The sequence below is a fragment of the Pedobacter sp. KACC 23697 genome, from assembly GCF_045348445.1.
Lineage (GTDB): Bacteria > Bacteroidota > Bacteroidia > Sphingobacteriales > Sphingobacteriaceae > Pedobacter.
This window is the reverse complement of the sequence record NZ_CP157485.1, coordinates 1,022,251-1,048,378: the sequence shown is the minus strand read 5'-3', so window position 1 is coordinate 1,048,378 and position 26,128 is coordinate 1,022,251. Positions and strand designations below refer to the sequence as shown.

The 26,128-nt window shown below is 39.3% G+C and carries 16 protein-coding genes; 4 read left to right on the top strand and 12 right to left on the bottom strand.

Translation table 11 applies throughout. From position 1 onward, the window contains the following. Window positions 1–16 precede the first annotated feature (16 nt). The 6 genes from ABEG20_RS04385 to ABEG20_RS04360 all read right to left on the bottom strand — a co-directional run bounded on the left by ABEG20_RS04385 (window position 17) and on the right by ABEG20_RS04360 (window position 16,756). Window positions 17–1,762 (bottom strand): RagB/SusD family nutrient uptake outer membrane protein, encoded by a 1,746-nt coding sequence (locus tag ABEG20_RS04385; RefSeq protein WP_406826172.1) that lies wholly within the window; start codon window positions 1,760–1,762, stop codon window positions 17–19. Window positions 1,763–1,773: 11 nt separating this feature from the next. After that, window positions 1,774–4,863 (bottom strand): SusC/RagA family TonB-linked outer membrane protein, encoded by a 3,090-nt coding sequence (locus tag ABEG20_RS04380; RefSeq protein ID WP_406826171.1) that lies wholly within the window; start codon window positions 4,861–4,863, stop codon window positions 1,774–1,776. A gap of 13 nt (window positions 4,864–4,876) precedes the next feature. After that, window positions 4,877–6,586 (bottom strand): RagB/SusD family nutrient uptake outer membrane protein, encoded by a 1,710-nt coding sequence (locus ABEG20_RS04375; RefSeq protein WP_406826170.1) that lies wholly within the window; start codon window positions 6,584–6,586, stop codon window positions 4,877–4,879. A gap of 4 nt (window positions 6,587–6,590) precedes the next feature. Then, the gene (locus ABEG20_RS04370) at window positions 6,591–9,605 is read right to left on the bottom strand and encodes a SusC/RagA family TonB-linked outer membrane protein (protein WP_406826169.1); all 3,015 of its coding nucleotides are present in this window, start codon (window positions 9,603–9,605) and stop codon (window positions 6,591–6,593) included. Between the two features lie 593 nt (window positions 9,606–10,198). After that, window positions 10,199–14,257, bottom strand: a complete 4,059-nt coding sequence (locus ABEG20_RS04365; protein ID WP_406826168.1) for a two-component regulator propeller domain-containing protein — start codon at window positions 14,255–14,257, stop codon at window positions 10,199–10,201. Between the two features lie 468 nt (window positions 14,258–14,725). After that, window positions 14,726–16,756: an NPCBM/NEW2 domain-containing protein gene (locus ABEG20_RS04360; protein WP_406826167.1), complete on the bottom strand. Its 2,031-nt coding sequence runs from the start codon at window positions 16,754–16,756 to the stop codon at window positions 14,726–14,728. 301 nt (window positions 16,757–17,057) lie between these two features. On the opposite strand from ABEG20_RS04360, the gene ABEG20_RS04355 reads away from it, so the two are divergent. From ABEG20_RS04355 to ABEG20_RS04345, 3 genes are all read left to right on the top strand, one after another. After that, complete coding sequence (locus ABEG20_RS04355; protein WP_406826166.1) at window positions 17,058–18,137, top strand: AI-2E family transporter; 1,080 nt, start codon at window positions 17,058–17,060, stop codon at window positions 18,135–18,137. 230 nt (window positions 18,138–18,367) lie between these two features. Further along, window positions 18,368–18,946, top strand: a complete 579-nt coding sequence (locus ABEG20_RS04350; RefSeq protein WP_406826165.1) for a TetR/AcrR family transcriptional regulator — start codon at window positions 18,368–18,370, stop codon at window positions 18,944–18,946. A gap of 51 nt (window positions 18,947–18,997) precedes the next feature. Further along, window positions 18,998–19,774 (top strand): SDR family oxidoreductase, encoded by a 777-nt coding sequence (locus ABEG20_RS04345; RefSeq protein ID WP_406826164.1) that lies wholly within the window; start codon window positions 18,998–19,000, stop codon window positions 19,772–19,774. A 301-nt stretch (window positions 19,775–20,075) separates the two neighbouring features. On the opposite strand, the gene ABEG20_RS04340 is transcribed toward ABEG20_RS04345, so the two are convergent. From ABEG20_RS04340 to ABEG20_RS04330, 3 genes are all read right to left on the bottom strand, one after another. Further along, window positions 20,076–20,591 carry a hypothetical protein gene (locus ABEG20_RS04340; RefSeq protein ID WP_406826163.1) on the bottom strand — a complete coding sequence of 172 codons (516 nt, stop codon included), beginning with the start codon at window positions 20,589–20,591 and terminating at the stop codon, window positions 20,076–20,078. 381 nt (window positions 20,592–20,972) lie between these two features. Next, window positions 20,973–21,764 carry a sterol desaturase family protein gene (locus ABEG20_RS04335; protein WP_406826162.1) on the bottom strand — a complete coding sequence of 264 codons (792 nt, stop codon included), beginning with the start codon at window positions 21,762–21,764 and terminating at the stop codon, window positions 20,973–20,975. Between the two features lie 94 nt (window positions 21,765–21,858). Continuing rightward, entirely contained in the window at window positions 21,859–22,536 is a 678-nt protein-coding gene (locus tag ABEG20_RS04330) for a Crp/Fnr family transcriptional regulator (protein WP_406826161.1), read from the bottom strand. A gap of 172 nt (window positions 22,537–22,708) precedes the next feature. On the opposite strand from ABEG20_RS04330, the gene ABEG20_RS04325 reads away from it, so the two are divergent. Then, window positions 22,709–23,227: a hypothetical protein gene (locus ABEG20_RS04325; protein WP_406826160.1), complete on the top strand. Its 519-nt coding sequence runs from the start codon at window positions 22,709–22,711 to the stop codon at window positions 23,225–23,227. An 80-nt stretch (window positions 23,228–23,307) separates the two neighbouring features. On the opposite strand, the gene bla is transcribed toward ABEG20_RS04325, so the two are convergent. The 3 genes from bla to ABEG20_RS04310 form a co-directional block, all read right to left on the bottom strand. Next, window positions 23,308–24,204 (bottom strand): class A beta-lactamase, subclass A2, encoded by an 897-nt coding sequence (gene bla / locus ABEG20_RS04320; RefSeq protein ID WP_406826159.1) that lies wholly within the window; start codon window positions 24,202–24,204, stop codon window positions 23,308–23,310. Window positions 24,205–24,346: 142 nt separating this feature from the next. Then, window positions 24,347–24,838 (bottom strand): hypothetical protein, encoded by a 492-nt coding sequence (locus tag ABEG20_RS04315; protein WP_406826158.1) that lies wholly within the window; start codon window positions 24,836–24,838, stop codon window positions 24,347–24,349. A 19-nt stretch (window positions 24,839–24,857) separates the two neighbouring features. Further along, a complete protein-coding gene (locus ABEG20_RS04310) occupies window positions 24,858–25,970 on the bottom strand; it encodes an acyltransferase family protein (RefSeq protein WP_406826157.1) in 1,113 nt (370 codons plus the stop codon). Window positions 25,971–26,128: the final 158 nt, after the last annotated feature.

Below are 26,128 nucleotides of genomic sequence, written 5' to 3'. Positions count from 1 at the left end.
GGTACGATTTATTTAATTAATATCCCGGGTTCTGTACCATAGAAGGCATTTTCGATATCTCTACCTGAGGAATAGGCATCAAGTAATTTTGTGGCTTAAAAACATGTAAGCGAATGGTGTTATCAACTTTATAAGTGAAATTATTGCCTGTTTTGGTAATAATCATCGCGCTATTGTAACCATTGTTTACAGCTTCAGCTATTTTCCATCTCCTGATGTCATTCCAGCGATGATCTTCATTCATCAGTTCTATCCTTCTTTCATTTTGGATAAACGCCCTCATCTCCTCAACGCTCATATTGGCTTTGATACCATACATACCATCGGCCCCGGCATCAATCCCGGCTCTTTTTCGAATTGCAATGAGTTTAGGATAAGCCAGAGCAGTTTGGCCGGTTTCATTGATGGCCTCTGCATAGTTGAGTAAAATTTCAGCATATCTCATCAATGGCCAGGCCCTTTCGGTTACGAATGAACTGTTGGCTGAAATATTTTCATCGCACATTTTGCGGCTGTAATATCCTGTAGTGGTAGGACCGGTCTTGGTAGATGAAACGTATCCATCAGAAGCGGCACCATCGAAGGTATTTACAGCGATCTTTGTACCTGTAGTTGTGCTATAATACAGTGAGCCGTTATAGATAATGGAATATCCAAAACGCGGATCACGGTTAACATAAGGATTACTGGCAACAAAGCCTGATGTCGGATCGTAAGTTGATTTTCCATTTTTCATTGGAAACGACCTGGCCAGTTGCTCTGTCGGCTGAGAATTTTTGGCACCTCCTCTTGATGGCGGATTATAGTACCCTTCAAAATCTCTGTTGGTTGGCCTTTGCATGGCGAAAATCTGTTCGGTATTGGGGTACCTTTTCAAAAATGTATTATAGAATCCATATCCGGGTGCCGTTACATTATCTTCCATCAGGGAATAATAATTGGTATTAATTACAGCTTCTGCTGCCGCAGCAGCTTTTTGCCAGTAGGAAACATTATAGGACGGGTAACTTACTGTGGCAGCCAGGGCTCCCGTAGCGATAGATCCTCCGTTAAATAACGGGCTTGCGGCGTATAACAATACTCTTGATTTTAAAGCCAGGCAGGCACCGCGGGTTGCTCTGCCAAAATCCTGTTCTGCATATTCAGTTGGTGCAGGAAGTACGGCTGCTACAGCATCCAGTTCCCCTACAACATAATCTACAGATGCCTGAAAACTTGATCTCGGGAGATCGATCACATCATTAATGCCATAAACGTTGTTTCCAATCAATGGCACACCACCAAAATTAATGAGCAGAAAATGGTAGTACCATGCCCTTAGGTAGCGGGCTTCAGCAGCCATCCTTGTTTTTAAAGGAGCACTTAAGGGCGTACCCGGAAGCTTAGCTAAAAACAGGTTAACTTTCCGGATATTGGCATACGGCGTAGACCAGAAATCGGGAACAGCACCCTGGCTAAAAAAATTGTTAGGTGAAATGGTACCATTATACATAATTACTGCCGATTGGCCAACTCCTGAATAGGCATATTCTGCATCATCTGTAGCCATTTCCGTATTTCCGTGCGAGCTGAACCTGCCTTTGTTAAAACTGTATCCTATTCCACTATAGATGTTCGTTAAAAAGCCTATTGTTTTTACGCTATCGGTAAAAATTGATTCTTCAGTTTCGCCTGTACTGGCCTGACCATCTAAAAAATCAGTTGATTTTTTACAAGATGTGTATACGATTACAAATGCCAGTATTATAAAAATCTTTTTCATATCTGTTTTCACTAAAATGTAACACTTAAACCAAAATTTAGCATACGCTGAGGCGGATATTTAATCCTGTCCTGACCGGAATTTGATTCGGGGTCAAACTGATATCTTTTTCCCAGGTTGGAAAAAGTTAACAGGTTATAACCATTTACGTATGTGCGTATCGATTGAACCTTGATTTTATCCAGAAAACTTTGCGGCAAGGTGTAACTAAATTCTGCATTTTTTAAACGAAGGTAATTACCTGATACCGCCCAGAAAGTAGAAGGAAAGGTAGAAGGGCTGCTGATCCCGGGATTTAAACTTAGCAACGGATATTGTGCATTATCACCGAGTTCGGGCGTCCAGCTGTTTTGGTGTACAGATGTTAGCTTAGAAGAGAAAGCCTGTATGGCCTCGGCAACACCCCTTACCTGGAAATTTGTCGCCGCCTGGAAAAGCAGGGTTAGTCCAAAGTTTTTATAATTAAAACCAAGATCTAATCCATAATTGGTATTGGGAAGGTTTGGCTGGCCAATATAAGCCTGGTCATAAGAATCTATCTTGCCATCACCATTCAAATCTGCATATTTTAAATCGCCTACCCTTGGTGTAACAATTGGTACCGGGCTGGCAGCAATATCTGCTGCAGAAGTATAAAATCCTATCCACTGATAAAGGAAACCCGCGCCAATACTATTTCCGGTAGCCTGCTGGTAAGCAAATGCCTGTTTAGGCTCATCTCTGAATAAAATTTTGTTTTTAGCATAAGAATAGTTTGCTCTTACAGAGTAACCAAATTCTCCGATATTATCACGGTAAGATAATTCAATCTCACCGCCCTGGTTCTGAACCCTGCCTAAGTTTACAGGTGGCAGCCCCACACCAAAAACGGAGGAAACGGTTCCCCTGCTGGTTAAAATATCATAACGCTCGTTTTTGAAAAACTCTACAGAGCCTGCTAACTTGCTTTTGAATAAAGAGAACTCCAAAGCCAGGTTGAGTTTCTTTTCTTTTTCCCAGGTCACATTATCGTTGCCAAGGCTACCTTCATAAAAGCCAGCATAGTTGTTGCTTCCCGTTCCGAAGTTAGCATCCCCGCCACGATAATAATTTTGTTGATAATAATAAGCAAAATTGTCGCCTATCCGGTCGTTACCAACCAGACCATATGAACCTTTAAGTTTTAAGAAGTTGATAAATTTAATATTGTCTTTAAAGAAGTTTTCTGACGAGATATTCCATCCTACTGATGCTGCCGGGAAAAAACCATATTTTTTAGATCCCACAAAAAGGTCAGATCCATTATACGCATTGTTGAACTGGAACAAATATTTATCATCATAATCATAACCCACCCGGCCTGAATAGCCTTTAAAATTGTTGGGGACAAAGTTATAAACCGGATTTGGATTATATTTGATAACCGAGTTGGTGTTCATTAATGCCAATGCATAAACATGGTGCTTGCCAAAACTGCGGTCATAATTCAGGTGGATCTGAGTAGTTAAATTTCTAACCGTACTCCCCGGACTGTAACCAATAAAGTACCTTCTAACTCTGTAAATATTAGGATCTCTTGGTGCATAAGTATTATTTACCGGGTCGTAAATAAAGGAAGGAAACTGATCCCTGGTCATACTGCGGGTATAATTATGCGTACTTGCATAAGAAAGCACACCCTTAATGGATAAGCCTTTGGTGATAAAATCCAGTTTTTGAACTGCATTGGCTACCAGGTTCATGTTATTTTCAAAACTCCTGCTATAGCCATAATGTGCAATCCGGCCTACAATATTGTTCTGGTTATAATTTGGATTTTCATCTCTTTGCCAGGTGCTGTAGCCATAACTGCCATCCGGATTGTATATCGGATAGGCCCAGGGTGCCAGTGAGGCGAAACTTACATAATCATAAAATAAATCGTTATAACCAAACGCACTGGCAATGTTGTTGTTATTGGTGATGGAAATGTTGCCATAAAGATCCAACCTGAGATCGAGCGTTTTGGTTGCTTTAATATCCAGGTTTGACCTATAATTATACCGGTTGTAATAAAAATTTGAATTTACGCCATTATCAGCACTGTAATTCTTCAACAAACCATCCTGAACCAGGTAGCCACCTGAAACAAAGTATTTTACTTTTTCTGTTCCGCCGTTAATATCAAAGTTCCCTTTTGCTTGTGTGCTGAAGTCTTTAAAAAGTATCTTTTTCCAGTCGTTATCCGGATGGCCATAGGGGTCAGACCCATCTTTAAATTTTTGAAGGTCATCTGCTGTCCATCTGGGTGCCAAACCGTCGTTTGCCCTGGCCTGGTTATACAATAGGGCAGTTTCATAAGAACCTAAAAAATCAGGCATTATGGTTGGCTGCATGACGCTGAACTCATTTCTCAATGAAATTTTAGGCTTACCGATTTTTCCTCTTCTTGTGGTAACCACCACAACCCCATTTGCCCCTTTCACCCCATATATCGCTGTTGTAGCCGCATCTTTTAAAATACTTACATCTTCGATCTCATTTGGATCAAGCAATGAAAACTGGGCAGCTGAATATTCAATGTCATCTACCATGATCAATGCCTGGTTTGAGCCCGAATTATAAGAGCTGACACCCCTGATAAAAAATTCTGCTCCGTCGGCACCCGGTCTGCCCGAACGTTGCTGAGAGAAATATCCCGGCAAACGGCCAACCAGCGTATTCTGTAAACTTGCTGATGGGTTTTGCCTGATTGTTTCACCAGAAATTGTACTGATAGACCCTGTAGTGGTAATTTTTTTTTGCTTTCCATATCCCAGTACAACTACGTCTTCAAGATTATTATTATCAATTTCCAACCGTACATTTAAAGTACTGCGCCGATCAATATTAACCGTTTGTGTAACGAAACCAATATAGCTGAACTGTAAAACACCACTTTTTCCTTTAAGTGTTATTCTATATTTTCCATCACTATTAGTGAGAACAGCATTGGCAACATCTTTCTCTTTAACAGATACACCGACTAAAACGCCCACATTATCTCTTACCGTACCTTCTACGGTTATTGTTTGTGCTTTAGCGAAATTTATGCTTGCTGTTAAAAACAAAAACAGCAATATTTTATGTATGTAAATCTTCATATTTTGTTGTTTTTTACCAGCCTTCATTTTGAATCAGTTTACTATTTTTCACAATCTCTGAATACGGTAGCGGCATATGATAAAGTTTATTGGTAAACAGCAGGTTAGCCGCCGGTTGTGTCTGATAGGTGAAAGTGTTATCGGCATTTTTAGTAATTTTAACACCGTTAACATTTGTGTTCAACACAGCAGGGGCAATTTTCCATCTTCTCACATCCCAAAAACGATGTTCTTCAAATGCAAGTTCAATTCGCCGTTCGTTAAATATCAGCGTGCGCAAATCACTTTGAGAAACGCCTGAAGGAATACCGTATCTGGCGTTCGTGCTTGCAGTTATACCTGCTCTAGCCCTGATTAACTTTAATTGGGTAACTGCATCTTCAGTCCTTCCCATTTCATTTAAGGCCTCAGCATAATTGAGAAGGATTTCAGCATACCTGAAAAGTATAAAATTATGCGATTGATTGGTGTAGGTTGTATTATTGGAAAAATCAGCCATAAACTTACGGACATAAAAGCCAGTTTTTGTCTGAATGGTGGTACCACCAGGTTTATCTAATCCACCTTCGAAAGTCTGCACCCCTCTTCTTAGCCAGGTTGCACCATTATAAAATATGGTTGAGTAAAACCTGGGATCTCTATTAAGATAAGGATTAGCCGGATTATATCCTGACGCGGGCGAAGTACTGTTTATGGCTAGGCCATTATTCATAGGAAACGCATTGACCAGTTCTGAAGTGGCACTTGTTCTTCCTAAACTTAAGGCGGGTGTTGCATATCCGGATGGTGCATTGATGGATTCTATGTTAGCATTGGTTGCACCCTGTTTACTCAATATCACTTCTGTATTTCTGTTTACCACAAACACATTGTTAAAAGACGACTGAAGTGCATAATAACCGATACCAATCAATTCTTCTGAGGCATCAATTACTTTTTGCCAGCGGGATGCATCGTAGCTCGGATAACCTGTTAATGCCTTTGTATTCGAATTAGATTCAAAACCGCCGCCATTAAAAAGCGGACTTGCTGCATAAAGATAAGTACGGCATTTTAAGGCAATAGCTGCGCCCTTCGATATTCTTCCCCAATCGGATGTACCGTAATTCGCCCCCTTTTCCAATCTTAAGCTATCTTTTATGGCATCACATTCAGAAACAATATAATTCACACAGTCAGCATAGTTATTCCTGGGTATTTCAAGGTCATCTTCTACCGTAAAAATTTTATTTCCAACGAGTGGTACCCCTCCGTACCTTTTCACCAGTTCGAAATACATCAGTGCCCTGATAAATCTGGCTTCAGCTTTCCAGTATTGCTTGGTGATCGCTGCCATCGGTACTTTATCAATATTGCTGAGAAAGATATTGGCCGCTCTGATTCCTGCGTAACTGTTTCCCCAGTATGGATCAGGATTATTGACTACACTGATTCTTCCATTTGTATAAAATTCTACCTGGGTATTGTTTCTTGAAGGGATCGCATCGCCTGAAGCAGCATCAAGATAATCACCGTCTATGCGGTTAAATCCTGTAGGAATGTAAGTATAAACGCTATTGAGGAAAAAACCAGCTACTGTAGCATTTTTATCCTGATCATCCCATACCAGGTCTTCTCTGATCCAATCACGGGGCTCAGTTTCAACTTTCTTGCAAGCACCCAGAACAAGTAGCCCAAATAAAGAAAACAAAAGGATAAATCTGTTATAATAAGTTATTTTCATGTTTTTAAAGCTTAATGTTAATACCTAGGTTTATTAATCGCTGAATTGGATAGGCGCCGTTATACACTTCCGGATCAACACGATCATAAGCAGATAAGGTTAATAAATTGGTGGCACTTGCAAATATCCTTGTGGATTGCAAACCAATTCTTTGAATCAACTTATTGGGTAAAGTGTATCCTAACTCAATATTTTTCAACCGAATATAATTTCCTGATCGCATCCAATAGCTTGAAAATGCCTGGTTATTGATATTGGCTCCAATACTTAAGCGTGGGTAGGTTGCATTTGGATTAGAAGGCGTCCACCTGTCGAGATTATTATCCCAGGCTTGCCCCAGCCCATTATTCTGGAATGCCCATTCACTGTTCCCTGCCACGTAAATTGTTCTGTTAAATGCGCCTTGAACCAAAGCACTGAAGTCAAGTGATTTAAACTGAAAGCCAAGGGTGGTACCAAAAAACATAAGGGGTTTTAACTGGCCAATCGGGGTTTGATCAAACTGATTGATTAACCCGTCTCCGTTGAGGTCCCTGTACTTGATGTCGCCGGGCTGCGCATTATACCCTTCCAATTTTGCACTTGCGTTAATTTCTGCTTGGGATTGAAATAAACCGTCAGCAATATAACCGAAATTCTGACCAACCATTTGCCCTGTTCTTCTCATCCATGGAAAAGGTTGATTTACTTCATCTATATCCACCACTTTCGAGTCTTGAATATTAAAGTTACCGGCTAGAAAATAGCTAAAATCTTTACCTACCTGCTGTTGCCAGTTCAGGTTAAAGTCCCAGCCATTGTACTGGTACCTGCCAATATTCTCATTAGGAAATGTTTGTCCTAAAATGGCTGAATTCTTTCCACGCTGCATCAACAAATCGGAATACCTGTTATCATAATATTCGGCTCTGAAACCAAGTTTATTACTTAACAGGGTACCTTGAATACCGAGATTTAATTTTTTTGCCTGTTCAAATGTGATGAAAGGATTAGCCAGAGGCTGTTCGAAAATACTGGTTTGTGAACCAGGGCTGGATCCGAAATAAGCTGCAGGGCCGTCAAAATAACGTTGTATATAGCTGAAATAACCTGGATTATCATTACCGTTCTTACCATAAGATGCATATAATTTCAAACCATTCAGCCATTTTTTATTGGCAAGAAATTTTTCACTGGTAATATTCCATGACAGCCCTACGGCCGGAAAGAAACCATATTTAAAATCACCTGCCGGAGGATAATAATTAGAACCGTTGTAAGCAAAGGCCATTTCAAAGGTATACCTGTTGTCATAAGTATAAGCTGCCCTACCTGCAATTCCTTTTATGGTATAAGGCAGATCAGAATCAGTTACAGAATTATCACGATTGGCAAAGGCTACTGCACTGATCTCATTTTTCCCGAATGTGCGGTCATATCCCATCTTAAACTCCAGGTAATCTGCTCTGGCCTGGTAATTAAGGGCGTTACCGTTAGCCTGTGTTCCATTGTTTCCGTATTGGGTGTAAACATTGGTGGTTGGATTGTATGCAAATGAAGCAAATGATTTGCCACGAAGAATATCTTCGGACAATGTTGAATATAAGGAAACCGAAGCCCTGATCCACAAACCTTTGGTGATCTCATCCAGTGTTCTTTTGATAAAAAAATCAGCAAGAACATCGCGCTTATAGTTTGCAGTATAACCAGAATTTACGGTTTGTCCGTAAATGTTGGTCTGGAAATTGGCCGACGTACCATAACTACCATTAGGATTGTAAACCGGATAAGCATTATTCGGAGTAAGCAACAGGCTATTTATAATGGCCTGTGTACTGCTACCAAGGTTGGATATACTAAAACCCGGACCATTTCCGTTTAGTATCCGCCCTAATAGATTTACGCCGGCTGACAGTTTTGAATTGATCTGCAGATCAATGTTAGAACGGATAACATAACTTAAAAATTTATTATTCGTATCATATTTGTTATCGGCAGAGGTTTGAAAAAATCCGCTCTGGTTGATGTGTTCTAAAGCAACAAAATATCTACCCCAATTATTGCCCCCTGAAATATCCAGCGAATACTGATCAAAGCGTGTATTTTTTTTCAGTATCTGGCTTCTCCAATCTACATCAGGATGACCAAAAGGATCAGATCCTGTAGCATAAGCAGTTAAATCACTTGGTGTATAAGGCTGCGTTAGGCCATCATTTTTGGCTGCCTCGTTGTAAAGTGTGGCATAATTAAAGGAATTTAATGCCACAGGCTGTTTCAATGGATTTTGAAATGCAGTCTGCGCTTTGAATGAAATGGTCTGTTTTCCCTTAGAACCTCTCTTGGTGGTGATCAGTAAAGCCCCGTTAAATCCCTTAACGCCCAACATTGCAGTAGAAAGGGCATCTTTTAAAACGGTTACAGATTCTATTTCATCTAAGTTGATAATTGAAAAACCTCTTGGGATTCCATCAATAATCAACAAAGGTCCCCGACCTCTTAACGATAGCGATGACCCGTCTGCCCCAGGTTGACCAGAACTTTGCAATGCATATAAACCTGATAACCTACCCGTTAGCGCAGTACTGAGCGAGGTAACAGGCATCTTATTGAGATCAGATGTATACACCGCATCTGTTGATGTTGCGGTATGAAGCGGATTGGTAACCACGCCAAAAAGCAACCTGGTTTCCCGTTCCTGTTTTAAAACTACATTTTTAGAATTAATGACAATGGTGTTCTCTGCCAAGTTTAAAATTTCATACTGGAAAAATTCCTTAGCATTTAGGCTAAGCAATAATAAATCGTCTTTTTGGGCAGAAATGGAAAAAATGCCATCTCTATCAGAAACTGAAGTTGATCCGGTACGTTTGACTTTAACGGTCACCCCCCTCAAAGGCACCTGATTTTCGTCAAAAAGTGTAGCGGTAAATTTGGTCGTATCCTGCTGAAACGCGAATTTGGTTTTCGCAGCGCTTGCCTTGTAAACAAGTCCAAGACTAAAAATACAGACCCACAAAAGTATTCGTAAAATTTCTTTCATCGTTATTCGGTTAGTTGTTGTTATTGTTGTGAATTTTTAACTGTTGTGATCAGAAATCACTTGATTGGCTAGAAAGATTAATCTTTCCAAAAGACTGTAATTCGTTTGTTCATAATTTTGGTTTGTGTTTTGTAATAGCTAAAATTCCGCCCGCAATACTGCCCTTCCAAATTGGATCAGCAGCGAAATTGCATATGGAGAACTAGCCCTCAGTTTGGTTTGGACAAATAAATGTTAATACCACGATTAAAATGACGGGTAATACGGTATTTTATGGGGGTTAAAACGTGATTTTAAACATTTCTTAGCGCTTTGAAGAGATTTTGGATAATTTTAAAGTTATCATAACGTTTACTTTATGATGCGTTAATTAAGTTTCAATAATCATCCAGAAATGCCAATGGCCGTTTGGAATGGAATTTGTTTATCCACAAAAATATCCTACAGACTTAAATTTTCTTACAACTATTCAATTAGAATAGACAGGAGAAAAAGAATCCTTTATTTTTCTGAAAATATTAATTGTTTTTATAAGATGAGTAGAAGAATTGGTTAGATAAATGCTTACCGGTTAGATAATAATTCCATAACAGTTAATTGTCAATTCTATAGCGATTGTAAAAATTCTTTTGATGTTTTTTCCTGAAAGCGGTTGGGGTAAGTTTGAAAAGCTCAAGGAAATGCTCCCTGAAATATTTGGTATCATTTATCCCGACCCTTAAAGCAGTTTGATTTACATTGTGATTTGAGTTGATCAGCAACTCGGCCGCCTTGCGAAGCCTGACAAACCGAATAAAAGCGTTTGCAGACTGGCCGGATATTGATTTTATCTTTTTATAAAGCTTAGAGTGACTCATAGACATATATACCGATAATACTTTCACGTTAAAATTGTCTTCTAACAGGTTATCTTCAATTATTGAAATACAGTCCTGTATAAATTGTTTATCTTCCTCATTAACCTTTTGTGGATCAGACTTTAATGTAATTTCGTTAAAAAAGTAGGATTGGAGATTTGATCTGTTCTTAATAATACCATTGATTTTAGCAACAAAAATATCTTTATCGAAAGGTTTGCTGATAAAATCATAAGCACCTGTTTCGATACCCTTAAGTTTAAGATCTGAACTTGGGTCTCCTGTAAGCAGGATCACTGGTATATGACTGATTAAAGGGTCTTCCTTGATGGCGCTACAAAGTTCCAGCCCATTCAAGCCCTGCATATGCACATCTGAAATCACGATATCGGGTAAAAACTCTTTACACAACTTTAGGCCAGTTGCGCCGTCTGATGACACATATATTTTAAACCGTTCCTTAAGAATCTGGTTGATATAGTCTGTAATCTCAGGGTTATCATCAACAACCAGTATAGAATTCAGGTCAGAAATAAGCAACTCCAGATTACCCGAGCCCTCACTATCTTCAAGCGCTGCTTCAGGCTCCTGTACCATAAGTTCATTAATGAACATTAATTCATTTTTACTGTTGTGATCTTCTTGCTCATTATGGATAATATTTGCGGGCAAATTAATCGAGAAAATTGTACCCTGCCCCGGGATAGAGTTAAATGTTAAGGTTCCCTGATGCAACTCTACAAAGTTTTTGGCCAAATAGAGTCCTATTCCAAAGCCCATTTTCAACGACTCCCTGCTTGCACCATTAAAAAATTTATCAAATATTCTGTCCCCAACCTCCACAGGAATTCCAGGACCACTGTCACTCACTTGAATGATTACCTGATCCTGTGCTGCGCTGATGCTTAATTTCACAGCCCCGCCAAAAGGTGTAAATTTGAGCGCATTCGAAATTAAATTGAAAAGAATAATTTCAATCTTACCAGGATCAGCATCAATAAACAAGGGGCCTTCTTCACATTCAAAATGAAAATCAATTTGATTTTTGTTGGCCAGATAGTTAAAACACAAGAAAATTTCTTTCGAGAAAGTATTTAAATCAATTTTTTTTATGTTTAACCGGTCATTTTCACTCTCCGTTTTTCTGAATAGTAAAAGCTGATCGACCAGGCTAAGCAACCTTTTGGCATTTCGATATACCACATTTAAATCAGTTCGCTCACTACCCTCATTTGTTTTACTGATAATATCCTTAATTGGATTTACAATCATGGTTAGAGGAGTGCGCAGTTCGTGAGAAATATTGGTAAAGAAATTTAGTTTCTTTTCATTTAAATCTTTTTCTCGCTCCATCTTGAGATTCGCAATTTCAACCTCATGCTTTAGCTGGCGCTGTTTGTTACGATAGTTTTGAAAAAAATATATTAAACAGAATCCAAAAAGCAGGTAAAATCCATAAGCCCACCATGTCCTGTACCAGGGCGGTAGTACATTTATGTAAATTATTTTCTCATTATTGGCTATTGCACCCTGCGTATCGGTCGACCTTATCCTGAGTTTGTAATGGCCCTCGTCTAATTTGGTATAAGTTGCGGTTCTATGCTTTGTTAATGCATTCCATGATTTATCCCAGCCCTCCATATAGTAGGAAAATAAAATTTTTCCAGGCAAACTGTATTCAAGTGCAGCAAAATCAATCTCAATAGCTGCATCAGTATAAGGAACTTCCAGTTTTGTAATTTGATCAAGATTTTTCTGAACAACGTATCGATCATCGTCAGATACAGAACTATTATTTATTCTGATGTCATTTACAACAATTGGTGGTACAACTCCAACTGCCGAAACGCTGTCAGGATGAAAGAGACTAAACCCTTTTACACCACCAAAAACAAATTCGCCGGAGTGAAGGGTTAATGATGAATTATCTAAAAATTGATTGCTTTGCAGTCCATCATCGGCGTAAAAGTTATAAAACACCCGCTTGTTAACGTCAAATTTTGATAAACCGTTAGGGGTAGAAATCCATAAGTCTCCGTTTCTTTTGTTTTCCCTGATGCTTAGTATTGAATTGCTTGGAAGTCCGTTATCAGTTGAAAAACGTTTAACAATTTTATTTTTCTTCCTGTCAAATAAGATCAGACCTCCTCCTTCGGTCCCGACCCAAAAATTACCACGTGCATCCTCATAAATTACCCGTACAGGTTTACCAATTTCAGTATAAAGATATTTAAAGTTCTTTCTATCAATTTTTATCAAAGAATTGGCATTTCCAGCCCAAAGCACCGCATTCCTGTCTTCGGCAATGGCGAATAAGTTTTCATGAAATTTTCGATCAAAAATTTCAAACTTGTTGTTCTTCCTGTCGAAAAAGTAAAGTGATCCCTGAGCAAAAGTGGTTACCCATAAGGTTTTATCTTTACTTTCTAAAATTTGCCAAATGTTGTCACTTTCACTATTATTATAATTAAAAAGCTTATAGTGGTCAAAATTCCAGGTGCCGGGTATGAGTTTATTTAACCCCCCGCCGAAAGTCCCCACCCAGATATCGCCATTGAAATCTCGTTTGATATCGGTTACCGAATTACCACCTAACGAGGCCGGGTCTGAAACATTTGCTTTTATATTGAAGAAGCTATTGTTCTTTCTGTCCCACACACTAATTCCACCATCATCTGTACCAATCATCAACCTCCCCTGCGGCAGTTCTAAAAAAGTTGATACATAATTATTGCTTAAAGTAGATTTTGCAGTAAGATCCTGAGAAACAGTGAAGAATATTGATGATTTAGGTTCTATGATATAGATTCCATTTCTGGATGTAGCAATCCATTTTCTTCCCGCTTCATCCTCAAAAATATCATATACGGACTGACCTTTCGCAAGAACATTAAGCCTTGTACCATTAAAGGCATCAATTACCTGAATTCCATCTGCTTTAGTACCCGTCCATAATTGTTTGTTGTGGTTATTATAGAACAGATCCAGTAGATAAGGAGAATTTGATGGACGATGGGTATTAATCGCCTTAAGCACACTATTATCTAGTTGATAATGGTATAAGCCAGTTTTATTACCCAACCAAACATTGTTTATTTTGTCGGTTTCCATACAATAGGCATTGTCCAGCTGCGAATTCAGTATTTTAACCCTTCGGGTTTTAACATCATATAAGCATAATCCTACAGGCTCTATAAATAATAAAACCTGCCTGTTATTTAGGTTTTTTATGGTTGTGACGGTAAAATGGCTGACCTTATTATTTTTTGAATCTAATTTAATCTGCCTTGCAAAATTTTCGCCGGCACCTTTCACAAATAACCCCAAAGAGTTGGTCCCAATAAGCATATCGCCATTGCCCACCTTTCGGATCACATTTATTTGCGCTTTAATTTTTTGTTTTTTTCCGGTTTTTGTATTAAAATAACAGACCGGAAGAAATTTCGAAGACAAAACATTAAATACACCAATACCTTGTCCGGTTCCTACCCATATGTTATGTTTTCCATCTTCCTCCAAAGCATAGATAAAATTATGAGGGAGGGAAAAGGAATCCAGGAGATTATTTCGGTATACCTTAAATTCGTAACCATCGTACCTGTTTAACCCATCTCTGGTACCAAACCACATTAACCCTTTAGAATCTTTTATAATTGTTCTTACCGAATTATTAGAGAGTCCATTTTCTATGCCTAATGTCCTAACCTTAGGTGGAATTGTGGTGGCAGGTAATTTGCTTTGGAAGAGACAACAAATCAGAAAAATTAAAAAGAAATTTTCAAATTTTAAATGCATGAAGGACAGCTATCTGGTTTATCGGTAAAGGTATCATTTTGGATAGATATACCAATAACTCTCCTTGATTATTAAGTTTGAAATCCTGATTTTGATGTAAAATCTAAGTCTGAAGAGGGGCTGCCAGCCAAATGGTTTCCCCACTTCCTTGATTGATCGGATACGATAGATATTGAGATAAAAAAACTCATTTAATCAACTCCCTTTCCCCGGCCATTATGACTATTAATCAGATTGCTTTAACGATAACAGGTAATGTAGTTCGGTTTACGTATGCCCAATGTCTTAAACCAATAACTGTCAAAAAACCCTTGCATAAACCGGATCTTTAAAAAGTTGAGTGTAAAGAGATAGAAAATATCTTTCTATATTTTATAATGGTGATTTTCCATTGCCTGTAATATAAAAATGCCGGCATATTAGAACCGATTCCTAATTTTTGCCAGGCATTTGAGCTTTATCTTTTGCTTATTTTATGTTCGAGAATTTATACAATAATACGCCATGTGCCGGCACTTTTACTTTTAATTTTGAAGTTTTAGCCTCTACTGTAGCCACTTGTTTCTGTCTCCACAGATCTCTTACGGTAAAATGGCCTTTTAATCCCAATTTTCCGAAGTCTGCATAATTCATATCTACAGGCTCGGTCCCGAAATTGCAGAAACCGATGGCCTTTCCTCCATCTTCAAGTTCTTTAACGTAAATCCTTAAATCGCCAACGGTTTGTAAACAGACGCCCTGCTTCCCTAGAGGGTCTTGATTAATGTCGATCACTTCATCATTAGTAAGCAGGTTTAAGGTAAAATCATCCAGCTTTTCCATATCACATCCTATCAATAATGGAGCTGCAAACATGCTCCATAAGCTAATGTGCAAATATTGCTCATCTGGTTTTAGCTTACTCGGATGAGGATTTCCCCATCCAACCTGCCCAACTACCAGCATGTCGGGATCGTTCCAGTTGCCTGGTTTGGCGTAAGACGCAGCTTTATCTTGTGCCAGTGCAATACTTTTCACGCTAGACCAGGTGTCGGTAATATCATTAGTTGTTCTCCAGGCGCTTCCATGCACAGTGTCACCCCATTTCCAAACATCAGACATTCCGTACTGGCATAAACTGAAAACAATATCCCGTGGCTGTGCATGCAAATAGTCTCCCATGATCTGAAATGGTTTAATAGCCGTATTTAGTTTTTCGCCACCTTTGTAAGATAGTGATGAAACTTTATAAGGATCATTATCCGGCAAACCATCAATAACATTACCATAACTGCACCAATCGTATTTTAAGTAATCAAAGCCCCATCTGGCGTAACTTTCGGCGTCGTTTTTTTCGTAACCATAACTACCTGCACTGCCTCCACAGGTCCATGGCCCGGGACTAGAATACAAACCAATTTTCAACCCCAGCTTGTGCACATCATCAGCAAGACCTTTCATGTCAGGAAATCTTTTGTTGGCAATAATATTTCCAGCATCATCGCGGAATTTACCTTGTAAGTCAGGATCTTTTGAATCACGGTGGTTTTCCCAAAAGTCGTCGATATTGATGTAAGTCCAACCATGATTAATCAACCCGCTCCTCACCATGGCATCAGCAGCACGTTTTATTTTGTCTGCAGATACCTCATGCGCAAAGCAGTTCCAGCTGTTCCAACCCATTGGAGGTGTAAGCGCAATGCGATCGCCACATACTATTTTAAACTTTCTTTCGGCAGCACCCTGTGCATTTTTGGCCTTTAAGGTAACCAGATAAGCTCCCTTTTGTGTAATTTTCCCGGTAATCAAACCGGTTTTAACGTCCATTTTTAGGCCTTTGGGCAAATTCAAAGCGGTAAAAACAAGAGGTCTTTCACCTGTTGCGGTAACCAGATGCTGAAACGGAGACCCCGGTCTGACACCAAATACTTTCGCACCTGTAAATTTTGGAAAAGCTGCTGGTTTTGGCGTTAATATATAAGGAGTAGAAGAAATTGGGTTATATGTTTTAAAGGTATTTACGCCTATCGCTTCAAATCTGGCATTTGCCCAGTTTACATGATCGTAGTAATCGCCATTACCGCCATCTGTAACCATAAGTTCTAATCTGTTTACCCCATCCAGGTTAACTTTGCAAGATTTGGCTTCCTCTCCCAATTGCATTACGCCACTGCTCCAAAGTTGCTTGCCATCGCCCATAACCACAAATTCGGCTGCTGGTTTTTGTCCTTTCACTTCATCGTCAATGCCTACCATAGCAGAAAAAGATTTTGCTTTTCCGTCTAAAATAACGGTTAAGAGGCTGGTTGCGTGACTGCCGAAACCTCTTTCGAAAGTTTTGCCGGCTATCGTCATCGTTTTTCCATCAACTGTTTTGTTTTTCCTGGGGGTTCCATACCCCTGGGTAGCACTGCTTAAATCTAGTTCATCCAACCAAACAGTTTGTGCAGATTGAGCCATTGCCCAAAAACTTAACATTACCAGGCTGATACTTGGTATTAGATACTTTATTAATTTCATATTTTTCGGAATACGTCTGTTTTTTTGTCTAATCGATAGTTGGTTTAACCGTTAGTTAAAATACAGTTAGTAAAACCTAAATATCTCTGCAACAAATTTAGCCGGTCAAGGTATAACAGCAGGGTACACTTGTATGGTTAACCTACAATAATGTTAAATCTACACAATAATACAAGGAATTACCAGCGCATACGCGAATGCAGGATAGCAATTGATTTGCCAAAGGAACATTTCGTTGCACTGTGTAATACTTTAGTATTATAGTCAAACATTTTTGGAATAAACATGGTTAGTTTAATACATGAACATTAAATCAAATAACGGGATCTTTAGGACGGTTACCTCGATTATCCTTTATACAGCCGGACTTATTATTCTGCTCTGGTTTCTATTGAAAATTCTAAGCATTGTGCTCTTAGGTATTTTTGCTATCGTTTTAGGACTAATTATTAACGCTCCGGTAAGCCGTCTTGAAAGGAAAGGAATGAAGCGCTGGCTGGCCTGCCTGATTGTATTTTTTATTATTTTTGGGATTACGGCACTGCTTGGCTGGATGGTGGTTCCACACATGAGCAACCAGCTGGATGTATTGATCGGAAACCTGCCAAAGTATTATGCCAGCGTATCGGGTTATCTGGATTCGTTATTGCGGAAATTTCCAGAACTAAGGAAAGAAATGAGTGAGGGAGGATCGTCTATTTCGTCTGCCATTCCTTCTATAGGCAATACAGTGATGGGGATTGGAAATTTTTCGTTTTCAATTTTAGGCGGTATTTTCGTGTTCATCGTATTTATTTGCATGGTTGTATTTTTCGTAGGAAACCCAAAACCGATTATTGAGCTTTATCTCACCGTATTCCCCTTAAAACAACGGGAAAAAGCAGAAAATGCGATGAAACATACATCGGTTATGCTTGTTGGCTGGATGAAATCCAATCTTATTGGCGGCGCTATCGAAGCAGTATTGGTATATGGTTTTCTTACCCTGATGAATGTTCCCGGGGCGTTGGTCTGGGCGGCATTGGCCTTCTTTTCCGAGCTTATTCCCAAAATCGGGTTCTACATTATGGCGATCCCCCCTACTTTGGTTGCACTCTCAGTAAGCCCTGCAACAGCGCTTTGGTGCCTGGTATTCTTTTTATTATTAAATGAGCTGATTTCTGATTTTTTGATGCCCAAACTTCGGTCCTCTACCATGAACATCCACCCGATGTCGTCATTGTTTCTGTTATTGGCCATGGGAACAGCATTTGGTTTAACGGGAGCACTGTTATCTACACCACTGGCAGCCATTATCAAAGCATATTATGAAGAATTTTATTTGCGGCAGTTTCCGGAAGATCCGCAATTGGAACAACGGACCAATGAGATCATTTACTGATCGTTTGTTATCCTGTAAGAGCGTTTGATTAAAAATTTTCAGTCCGTTGATGAAGAATATACCTTTGCTCTACCAGATAAAAACTAGGATAGCAGATAAACAATGTCCTTGAAACATCAAGAATAAATTGATTCGGTCTTTGCTCACGAAAAGCGACGCACTGCATATATAAAATATTTTTTTACTAAATCTGAAACAATTGTTTCAGATTTATATACCTTTGTTCCATCATGGCCAGAAATGTAGAATTTAATGAAGCACTTGCTATTCAAAAAGCGATGGAAGTTTTTTGGAAAAAAGGCTATAATGGTACTTCGCTCCGTGATTTAACCGATGCCATGCAAATCAACAGCAGCAGCCTGTACAATACCATCGGTGATAAACAGGAACTGTTTGTACGTTGCGTACGGCATTATACCGACCTGCGAAAGCTTGATTGGGAAAAACGCCTAAATAGTGAAAAATCACCCTTTGCCACCTTGGTAGATTATATCCACGAAGCGGTAAATATTATTATAAATGGCGAAGACAGCTGTATGGCGGTGAAAAGCGCATTTGAGGTGGCTACGAACGACCAACGTATAAAACAGATATTGGCGGCTGATGATCAACGTTCATACCAATTTCTTAATGACCTCATCAGTAAGGCAATGGAACAGGGCGAGATACGGGCAGATGAAGACCCCTCTTTATTAGCTGATTATTTTAATAGCACCTGGACCGGCTGGTACGAGAGTTATATCCTTCATAAAGACCCTTTGAAAATCAAGCGCATGGCAGCATTTTTTATTAAACAATTATCAAAATAAATTTTTTTCAACTTTTCTGAAACAATCATTTCAGAATAATTATTTTAAAACATGGAAATATCAGATTTAAAAGGCAAAAAGGCATTAGTAACCGGCGGAACAAAAGGAATTGGACAAGCTATAGCTGATGAACTGGCCAAAGCAGGTGCACAGGTTATCGTTAGCGCAAGAACCAAACCGGAAAAAACACCACATCATTTTATTGCAGCTGATCTCACCAATGCCGATGATGTTAGCCAGCTTGCTAAAGAAGTTGAAGATACCTTTGGAGGTATTGATATCCTGATTAATAATGTAGGCGGACTGACTACGCCAGGCGGTGGACACAGTACATTGACTGATGCGCACTGGCAACAGGAGCTAGACCTGAACCTCATTTCGGCTATCCGTTTGGACAGGGTTTTACTGCCAAAAATGATCGAAAAGCAAAATGGTGTAATTATACACATTTCTTCAGTAGCCGGAAAACAAGCACTATGGAGTCTAAATTTGGCCTACGCTGTATCCAAAGCGGCACTGAATAGTTACAGTAAAGCGTTGGCTACTGAACTTGCCGGTCAGGGCGTACGGGTATTAACAGTCGCTCCTGGCGCTACCAAAACTGCACCCATGGTGAAATTTCTGGAAGACTATGCTGCCGCTGCAGGCATCAGCCCGGAAGAAGGCATGAAACAATTGATGGCACAAACCGGTGGCATTCCGATGGGCCGTATGGCAGAACCTGAAGAAGTTGCCCAGCTTGTGCACTTTTTGGTGTCACCATCCGCAGCTTACCTTACCGGAACGATCTACGCCATAGATGGCGGATCACTGCCAGTGGTGAGCTAAACTCAAAGCGATTCCCGCTTCACGCAAGCAGGCGGTATCATATTTGCAATTTCACTTCTAATTTGTCAAGTTGGGTACAGCCTGTACTCAGCTTGACTAAGTATAGAAACGTCTTGGAAACATCCGAAAAAACCCTTTAACTCATTATCCAGCACTATCGGAAAAGAGATGTTGAGCCGGGTTATTAAATCATAATGTTATCCTACTGGTTTACCCACGCTTCAACGGCCTGGAAATGGCCTGACCAAAAGTTCATCTTTACATGTAATTGCCTTAAGAGGCTTTTTTGTGTTGAGTAACCTTATTTTTCGTGATGCCTTACATCCTGCCGATCTGTGATAATTTGGTATGCGACAGTGCCAAAGACTGCAAACACCACATGCGCCGGGATACGCTGTAAATAGAAATTCAAACGGTTTACCGACGGCGGCAAGGGATGCCAACTAAACGTTGCCCGCCAGATCAAAAGCCCTAAAATACCGCTCGCGATGCCAAGAATAAATCCATTTCTAAGGTTATGTTTGATCTTCCCGCTTTCCCATAGCTGTACATAAATTGCGGCAAAAATAAAACCCATACAGTAATGGGCGCCCCACCCCATTAGCAACTGCCAGTTTTTGGATAAAAACGGAGCCAGACGACCGGTGATTTTCCGGAGCAACCTGGGTTCCCTGAATTCTTCTTTTCCCAGTAGCGACATTAGCTCACTGGCGGCAGTCATGAAAGTTGTGCCTGCAAAACCAGTTACTACGATTTTTGATACCTTTTCCATTTGTTTATAACCATCAGCTAAGCTAAAAAGTTTAAACTTCCGCATTTATTACCAGGTTTATTTTATTCTGCACAAACCGTTTATAATCAATAAAAAGAATGGGCCTATCGATAACTTTAAGCTACGTTTTTATCCATATAACCATTCGGCTATATATTTTGCCTGACGCTCCATACCTATCCCTTTTTCTTATAACTTCTAACTTTCACTGCCCTTCCATTTTCAATTTTATATTCTTCATAATAAACATAAGGGTCGTCTTCATAAACACGTTCAGCCTTTTCTAATAATAACTTTCCGCTTTGCCAACGATAGTACATCTTTCCTTCATTCCCGCTGCCATCTGAGAATTATGAAATTACTTCAAAAATTTGTACAGTCGTAATTTGTCTTCTGGCGCAATCGTCGCGCTTATACTCCTGTAGATTAAGCTTTTATACCTTCATGAGGGATCTGATTAAAGCGCTGCGCCTGCAAGCGATCATACTCCTTCACATAATCAGGATGTTCCGTGCCCATCACCCTATCCCAGATCCGGAAATACAAGCCATAATTTCCCTTAAATTTGCTATGATGCATGTTATGATGTACCGAACTATTCAGGATTTCGAATGCCCAGGTGGAGCGGAACGATTGAGGCATAATTTCATAACCCAAATGGCCATATACGTTAATGATGAAGCCAGTTATGGTAAATAGTAATATCGTTAGGGGATGCATTGGTATCAGGATCACGATTGGCACCAAAACAAGCCCCTCGGTAATGGCTTCCAGTATATGAAAACTATAGGATGTCCATGGTGAAGGATTGGTGCTCTTGTGATGGACCAAATGGGCAAGCTTAAACAATTTTTTGTGATGCAACAACCGGTGCATCCAATAAAAATAGGTATCGTGTATAATCAGGCTCAATAACAGCGCAACAGCCACATACCATAGGGGAAAATCGTTAATATGTGTATAAATTCGCGTATATTGCTGAAGAGGCGTAAAAACCAGGCCAACTGCAATCATTGAAAATACCAGAGTGCTCTGCAGGGAGTGCCATACCTCACGGATAAAGTCTTTTTTTGTGGCCAGTTTTTGCTGAATTTTAAACTTCCCCAGCTTATCAGGCATCAGCAGGTAAAACAGCGCAAAAGGAATTCCGGCGAGTGTAAAATACCGGACAACTGAAATACTAAAAACACTGATGATAGCTTCTATTATCTTTTCCATATCTTTTATTATTGATACTCCAAAAGTATGATGCACAGGCAGGTTGCAACGTTAACAAAAGATAATTTCGGGAATTAACAAAGGATAATTTAGGTTATTTTTTTCCTTTTATATACATCCTTTTTCGAATCCTGCTTAAAGACACAGGGGTGATGCCGAGCATGGACGCGATATATTTATCCGGCACACGGTTTACGAGATCAAAACGCTCAGACAGGAGTTCCCGGTAACGCTCTTCCGGCGATTGCGTAACAAAAGATTCCAGCATTTTCAGGGATTCTGCCAGCATTTTCATCAGAAAAAAGTTACGCAGCGGTTCATATTCCGGATGGGTTTTCAGAATCTCCTCTAAAACACCATAATCGATCTGCAACAATTTCACAGGTTCAAGTGCACGGTAAATAAACCGTGAAGGCTGGCGATTGATAATGGTATCATGTGATGCAATAAACTGCCCCTCCCAGCGCAGCAGCAGTGTAGCTTCATCTCCATTTTCCTTAATGGTATATGCGCGAATGATGCCGTGTTCAATAAAAGCCAGTCGACGGCTGCTTTCGCCTTCGCGGATGTACGCTTCATTGGTCTCCAGCGATACCGGAGTTGTCATTGCAAATAAGGGTCCCGTATCGGCAGGCAATACGCCCGCTAAATCAAACAACAATTTTTGTAAGGTATCAATTGTACTCATGTAAATAGAAAAAATGCTGTTGAGCAATGCTAAATTAAAAATATCCGGCAAGCCTGCAAAAAGTATCGCATCAAAGCCGATCAAGCTAAACCTGATCTCTCACATAAAAATAAAGACGCATAATTTGCAATTAAAATATTGAATTATTTACCACTTTAGCAACTGCTAAACTTTTTAGTGTGCAGTAGTTGGTTAATGAAGCGATAATAGCCATCATTTAGTATGAGTAAAAACAAAATTTAATTATTGGATGCCGATGAAAACCAATTTACAAAAAATAACTATTTTATTATCTTTAATAGGATTCTGTTATATCCCCTTACGTATGTTTGTTCGATCGCAACAGCTGGTAACGCTCAATGGAAGAATAACCCAGGTTAGTGCTTCGAAAACCAGAATACCATACTTCTCTTTTCAAATTGATGAAGAACCCTGTACTTTTTCTAACCCAGGCAATGGTTCGCTGTCGCTATTTAAAACAAGGATTACTGATACCAAACAGCCTGTAACTTTTAAGATCAGGAAAGAGGATCTTGCAGCGATAAAAACGAACAACAAAATTTTATATTTCGCTTATAACGGACATGATCTATGGATCGATTTATATTACAGTATAGTGAGGCTTAATTTATTTACGCAATTCGGCTATATGATATATTTCTTTTTATTAAGTGTTGTGAATATGATTTATAGCTACCGCCATAATCAGACCGGAATATTTACAAATTTGTTTAAGTGTTCATTGATATTTTTCTTCATGATCATGTTATTGTAGCGTGTTTTAAGCTGCAGTCAGCACAATATTCTCATTCACCTTTGAGATACTAAATTAAATAAAACACAGCCTGCAAAGATCTATTTTCCGGTAAAATAATCCCAGGCTGCTTTGTTAATATCGGCAATTATTTTTTCATTTGTTACTTCATTTTCTGTTGATTCGGTAACAAAGACACTTATAAAATAATGTGATCCATTTGGCAGAAATACGATCCCGATATCATTTACTGCTGCAGTTATACCTTGCTTATTTGTGCCCGATGATCCTGTTTTATGTTCTATAAAGGTATTTTTAGGGAGCAATCCTCTCAATCTATGTTCTCCTGTTTTAGTTTCACGCATCACTTTCCAAATGAAGTGATAGCTTTTCTTTGAAAGCAGATTATTTTTATTCACGTGAAATAGTTCCAGGATTTCATTAGCTGCTTTAGGTGTGGTCCAGTTTTTAAACTGTAAATTCCAGTTGCTTTGTTGTTCCTCTTCATTTATTTTAATGGATATATCCTGGATGCCAATGCGATTGTAATACCTTTCAACAGCTCCCGGACCTCCAATCATTCTAAGTAAGACGTCACAGCCTACATTATCACTTTGTGAGACAGTATATGCTAAAATTTCGGATAATGGTAGGGTTACACCGTTTGGATATCTATCGCGGATGGGGCTGTATAAATCTGGTAATAAATCTTTCTTAGTAATTTTAATTTCTTGATTCAAACTGAATTTTCCTTGATCAACCTGAGATAGTACTGCCAATGCAATATGGAATTTAAATACGCTTTGTAAAGGAAATTGCTGGTCTCCGTTTACGAATAAAGTATCCTTTATACCTGGCCCTTTTATGGCAAGCCCTACTTTCGCATGCTTTGAAGAGATGATTTCTTTTATCCTGGTATTAAGGATATGGGTTTGCGCAAAAACCTGGGAGCAGGTGGTAAATAGCAGAAAAATGCTAAGCTTGCAGAAATTCTTCATTTGGTATTTTATTGATGATTGTTTTATGTTTACAAAATGGCTATTTATATGATAAGCGGGATGATATGCCATCCGATAAACCAAAGTATAAAAAATGTATGACTGAGTTTATCTCCTCAGAATATTATACTTCCTAACGCTATTACTGAGGAAAAAATTTTGTATTTTCGTAAGAATAAATAATGCTTACAATTTTCCATTTCCCCTCCGCTTTGATGAGTTGCCAGTATTCGCTTCCCCAATTTGTTACGGCATTTTCTTCCAGAAATGAATAGTTAAAACTCACACTGGCAATCACATCATCATTGATGATCCTGATCTTCTCGAATTTTTCTTCCTTATCGCCCTTCTCCATAATGTAGCGGAAAAAGTTTTCATACGTGTCTTTGAAATAATTTTTACGGTTCGCCGGATTAATTTCCAGACGTTTTTGCTGTGATCTGTTTTTAACAACTCCGATCCAGACCACAGGATTTTCATGGAAGAGGCTCTTAAAACTGGCCGAGTCTTTTTGGATGATGCTTTCTTTAAATTGCCGGATCACGCGTTTGACTTCTGTTTTCTCCTTAGTGAAGTGCTGGGCAACAGCAACATGAGACATTAGGATAAAGATACTTAAACTAAGTGTTTTCATAAGTTAAATAGGTATGGTTTCATGAGTCGCGATTTAATTTATTAAGGATTTTATTTTTGAAGGTTACAGCTGGTTTTTCTATACAGTAACGGTAAAACAGGCCAGCCAGGACACAAAAGGAAAAACAGATCAGCAATCCAGGCGTATTGGATACGGGAATTTTAATTTTTCCGAGAAACAACTGTACGAGATGGATAACTCCTTTATGCGATAAATAAATGGAATAAGAAAGGGCCGCCAATTGAGTGGTAATCAAGTTGGCTTTCCTGCTCAGGAAAGCGGTACCCGAAATGGCTCCTGCAACCAATATTCCGTAGCTTAAGGCTACCATGCTAAACCCGAATAGAGAAGCCTGCTGCGAATAAGGGTCTTTGCAGAACCACAGTGAAAATGCAATGGCTGCTATACCGGTAAAAACCAACAGGTTTCCATTTCGACTGATCATCGTTTTGAATGTTGATGACTGAAACAGCACACCAATCAGCGCCCCTATCGCCAGACCATCTAACCTGGTGTATGTGGGGTAATAGATATTCCTATACCATTCTTTCCAGAAATCAGGCATGGCCAGGTTGGGAAGAACGTACATATTCCAGGAAAAAACACGCAATAAAAAGGTAAAAATCATCACCAGAACGAAAATGATTTTCAGGTGTTTTATTTGCTTTATCCTGATTAAAAATAGCAGCAAAACCGGCAACGCCAGGTAAAATTGTTCTTCGATGCATAATGACCAGGCGTGAGAAAAGGTGCCCTGGTTAATCACATCCAAACCAAAATTCTGCGTAAAGGAAAGAAATTTCCACAGGGGTGGTAAAGCCTCCCGCTCTCTAAATATTGGAAAACAAAAATATAGTAACAGTGTGAACAAATACGGGGGAATGATCCTGAGAAACCGTTTGGTAAAGAAGGTTTTCAACCTGATGTCTCCGTGTAAACTGATTTCGCGGAAGAGCTGATTAGAAATTAAAAAACCACTCAGTACAAAAAACAAATCAACCCCGGTCCATCCGATCCACCCGATAGCATCTACCCACTCCGGATGTTCAAACATACGGTAATGATACAGGAATACCAGCAGGATTGCAACCGCCCGCAAATGATCTAAGCCTACGAATTTTTCTTTTTCCATTCTTTTTTCTGCAATAATCAATCTATTTATCAGGAATATAAACCCAAGAATGCAGAAAGATTAATTTAGCCTGCCTATCACACAACTTGCTGTTCGAATGCCGGTTGCTGCGATTCATCACCAAAATAGTTACTTCTGAATCCAACCTGCGCACGCAA

What these genes read in the sequence shown, in the direction of transcription:
- ABEG20_RS04385 (WP_406826172.1), bottom strand. Translation starts at nt 1,762, where the DNA reads ATGAAAAAGATTTTTATAATACTGGCATTTGTAATCGTATACACATCT.
- ABEG20_RS04380 (WP_406826171.1), bottom strand. Translation starts at nt 4,863, where the DNA reads ATGAAGATTTACATACATAAAATATTGCTGTTTTTGTTTTTAACAGCA.
- ABEG20_RS04375 (WP_406826170.1), bottom strand. Translation starts at nt 6,586, where the DNA reads ATGAAAATAACTTATTATAACAGATTTATCCTTTTGTTTTCTTTATTT.
- ABEG20_RS04370 (WP_406826169.1), bottom strand. Translation starts at nt 9,605, where the DNA reads ATGAAAGAAATTTTACGAATACTTTTGTGGGTCTGTATTTTTAGTCTT.
- ABEG20_RS04365 (WP_406826168.1), bottom strand. Translation starts at nt 14,257, where the DNA reads ATGCATTTAAAATTTGAAAATTTCTTTTTAATTTTTCTGATTTGTTGT.
- ABEG20_RS04360 (WP_406826167.1), bottom strand. Translation starts at nt 16,756, where the DNA reads ATGAAATTAATAAAGTATCTAATACCAAGTATCAGCCTGGTAATGTTA.
- ABEG20_RS04355 (WP_406826166.1), top strand. Translation starts at nt 17,058, where the DNA reads ATGAACATTAAATCAAATAACGGGATCTTTAGGACGGTTACCTCGATT.
- ABEG20_RS04350 (WP_406826165.1), top strand. Translation starts at nt 18,368, where the DNA reads ATGGCCAGAAATGTAGAATTTAATGAAGCACTTGCTATTCAAAAAGCG.
- ABEG20_RS04345 (WP_406826164.1), top strand. Translation starts at nt 18,998, where the DNA reads ATGGAAATATCAGATTTAAAAGGCAAAAAGGCATTAGTAACCGGCGGA.
- ABEG20_RS04340 (WP_406826163.1), bottom strand. Translation starts at nt 20,591, where the DNA reads ATGCGGAAGTTTAAACTTTTTAGCTTAGCTGATGGTTATAAACAAATG.
- ABEG20_RS04335 (WP_406826162.1), bottom strand. Translation starts at nt 21,764, where the DNA reads ATGGAAAAGATAATAGAAGCTATCATCAGTGTTTTTAGTATTTCAGTT.
- ABEG20_RS04325 (WP_406826160.1), top strand. Translation starts at nt 22,709, where the DNA reads ATGAAAACCAATTTACAAAAAATAACTATTTTATTATCTTTAATAGGA.
- bla (WP_406826159.1), bottom strand. Translation starts at nt 24,204, where the DNA reads ATGAAGAATTTCTGCAAGCTTAGCATTTTTCTGCTATTTACCACCTGC.
- ABEG20_RS04315 (WP_406826158.1), bottom strand. Translation starts at nt 24,838, where the DNA reads ATGAAAACACTTAGTTTAAGTATCTTTATCCTAATGTCTCATGTTGCT.
- ABEG20_RS04310 (WP_406826157.1), bottom strand. Translation starts at nt 25,970, where the DNA reads ATGGAAAAAGAAAAATTCGTAGGCTTAGATCATTTGCGGGCGGTTGCA.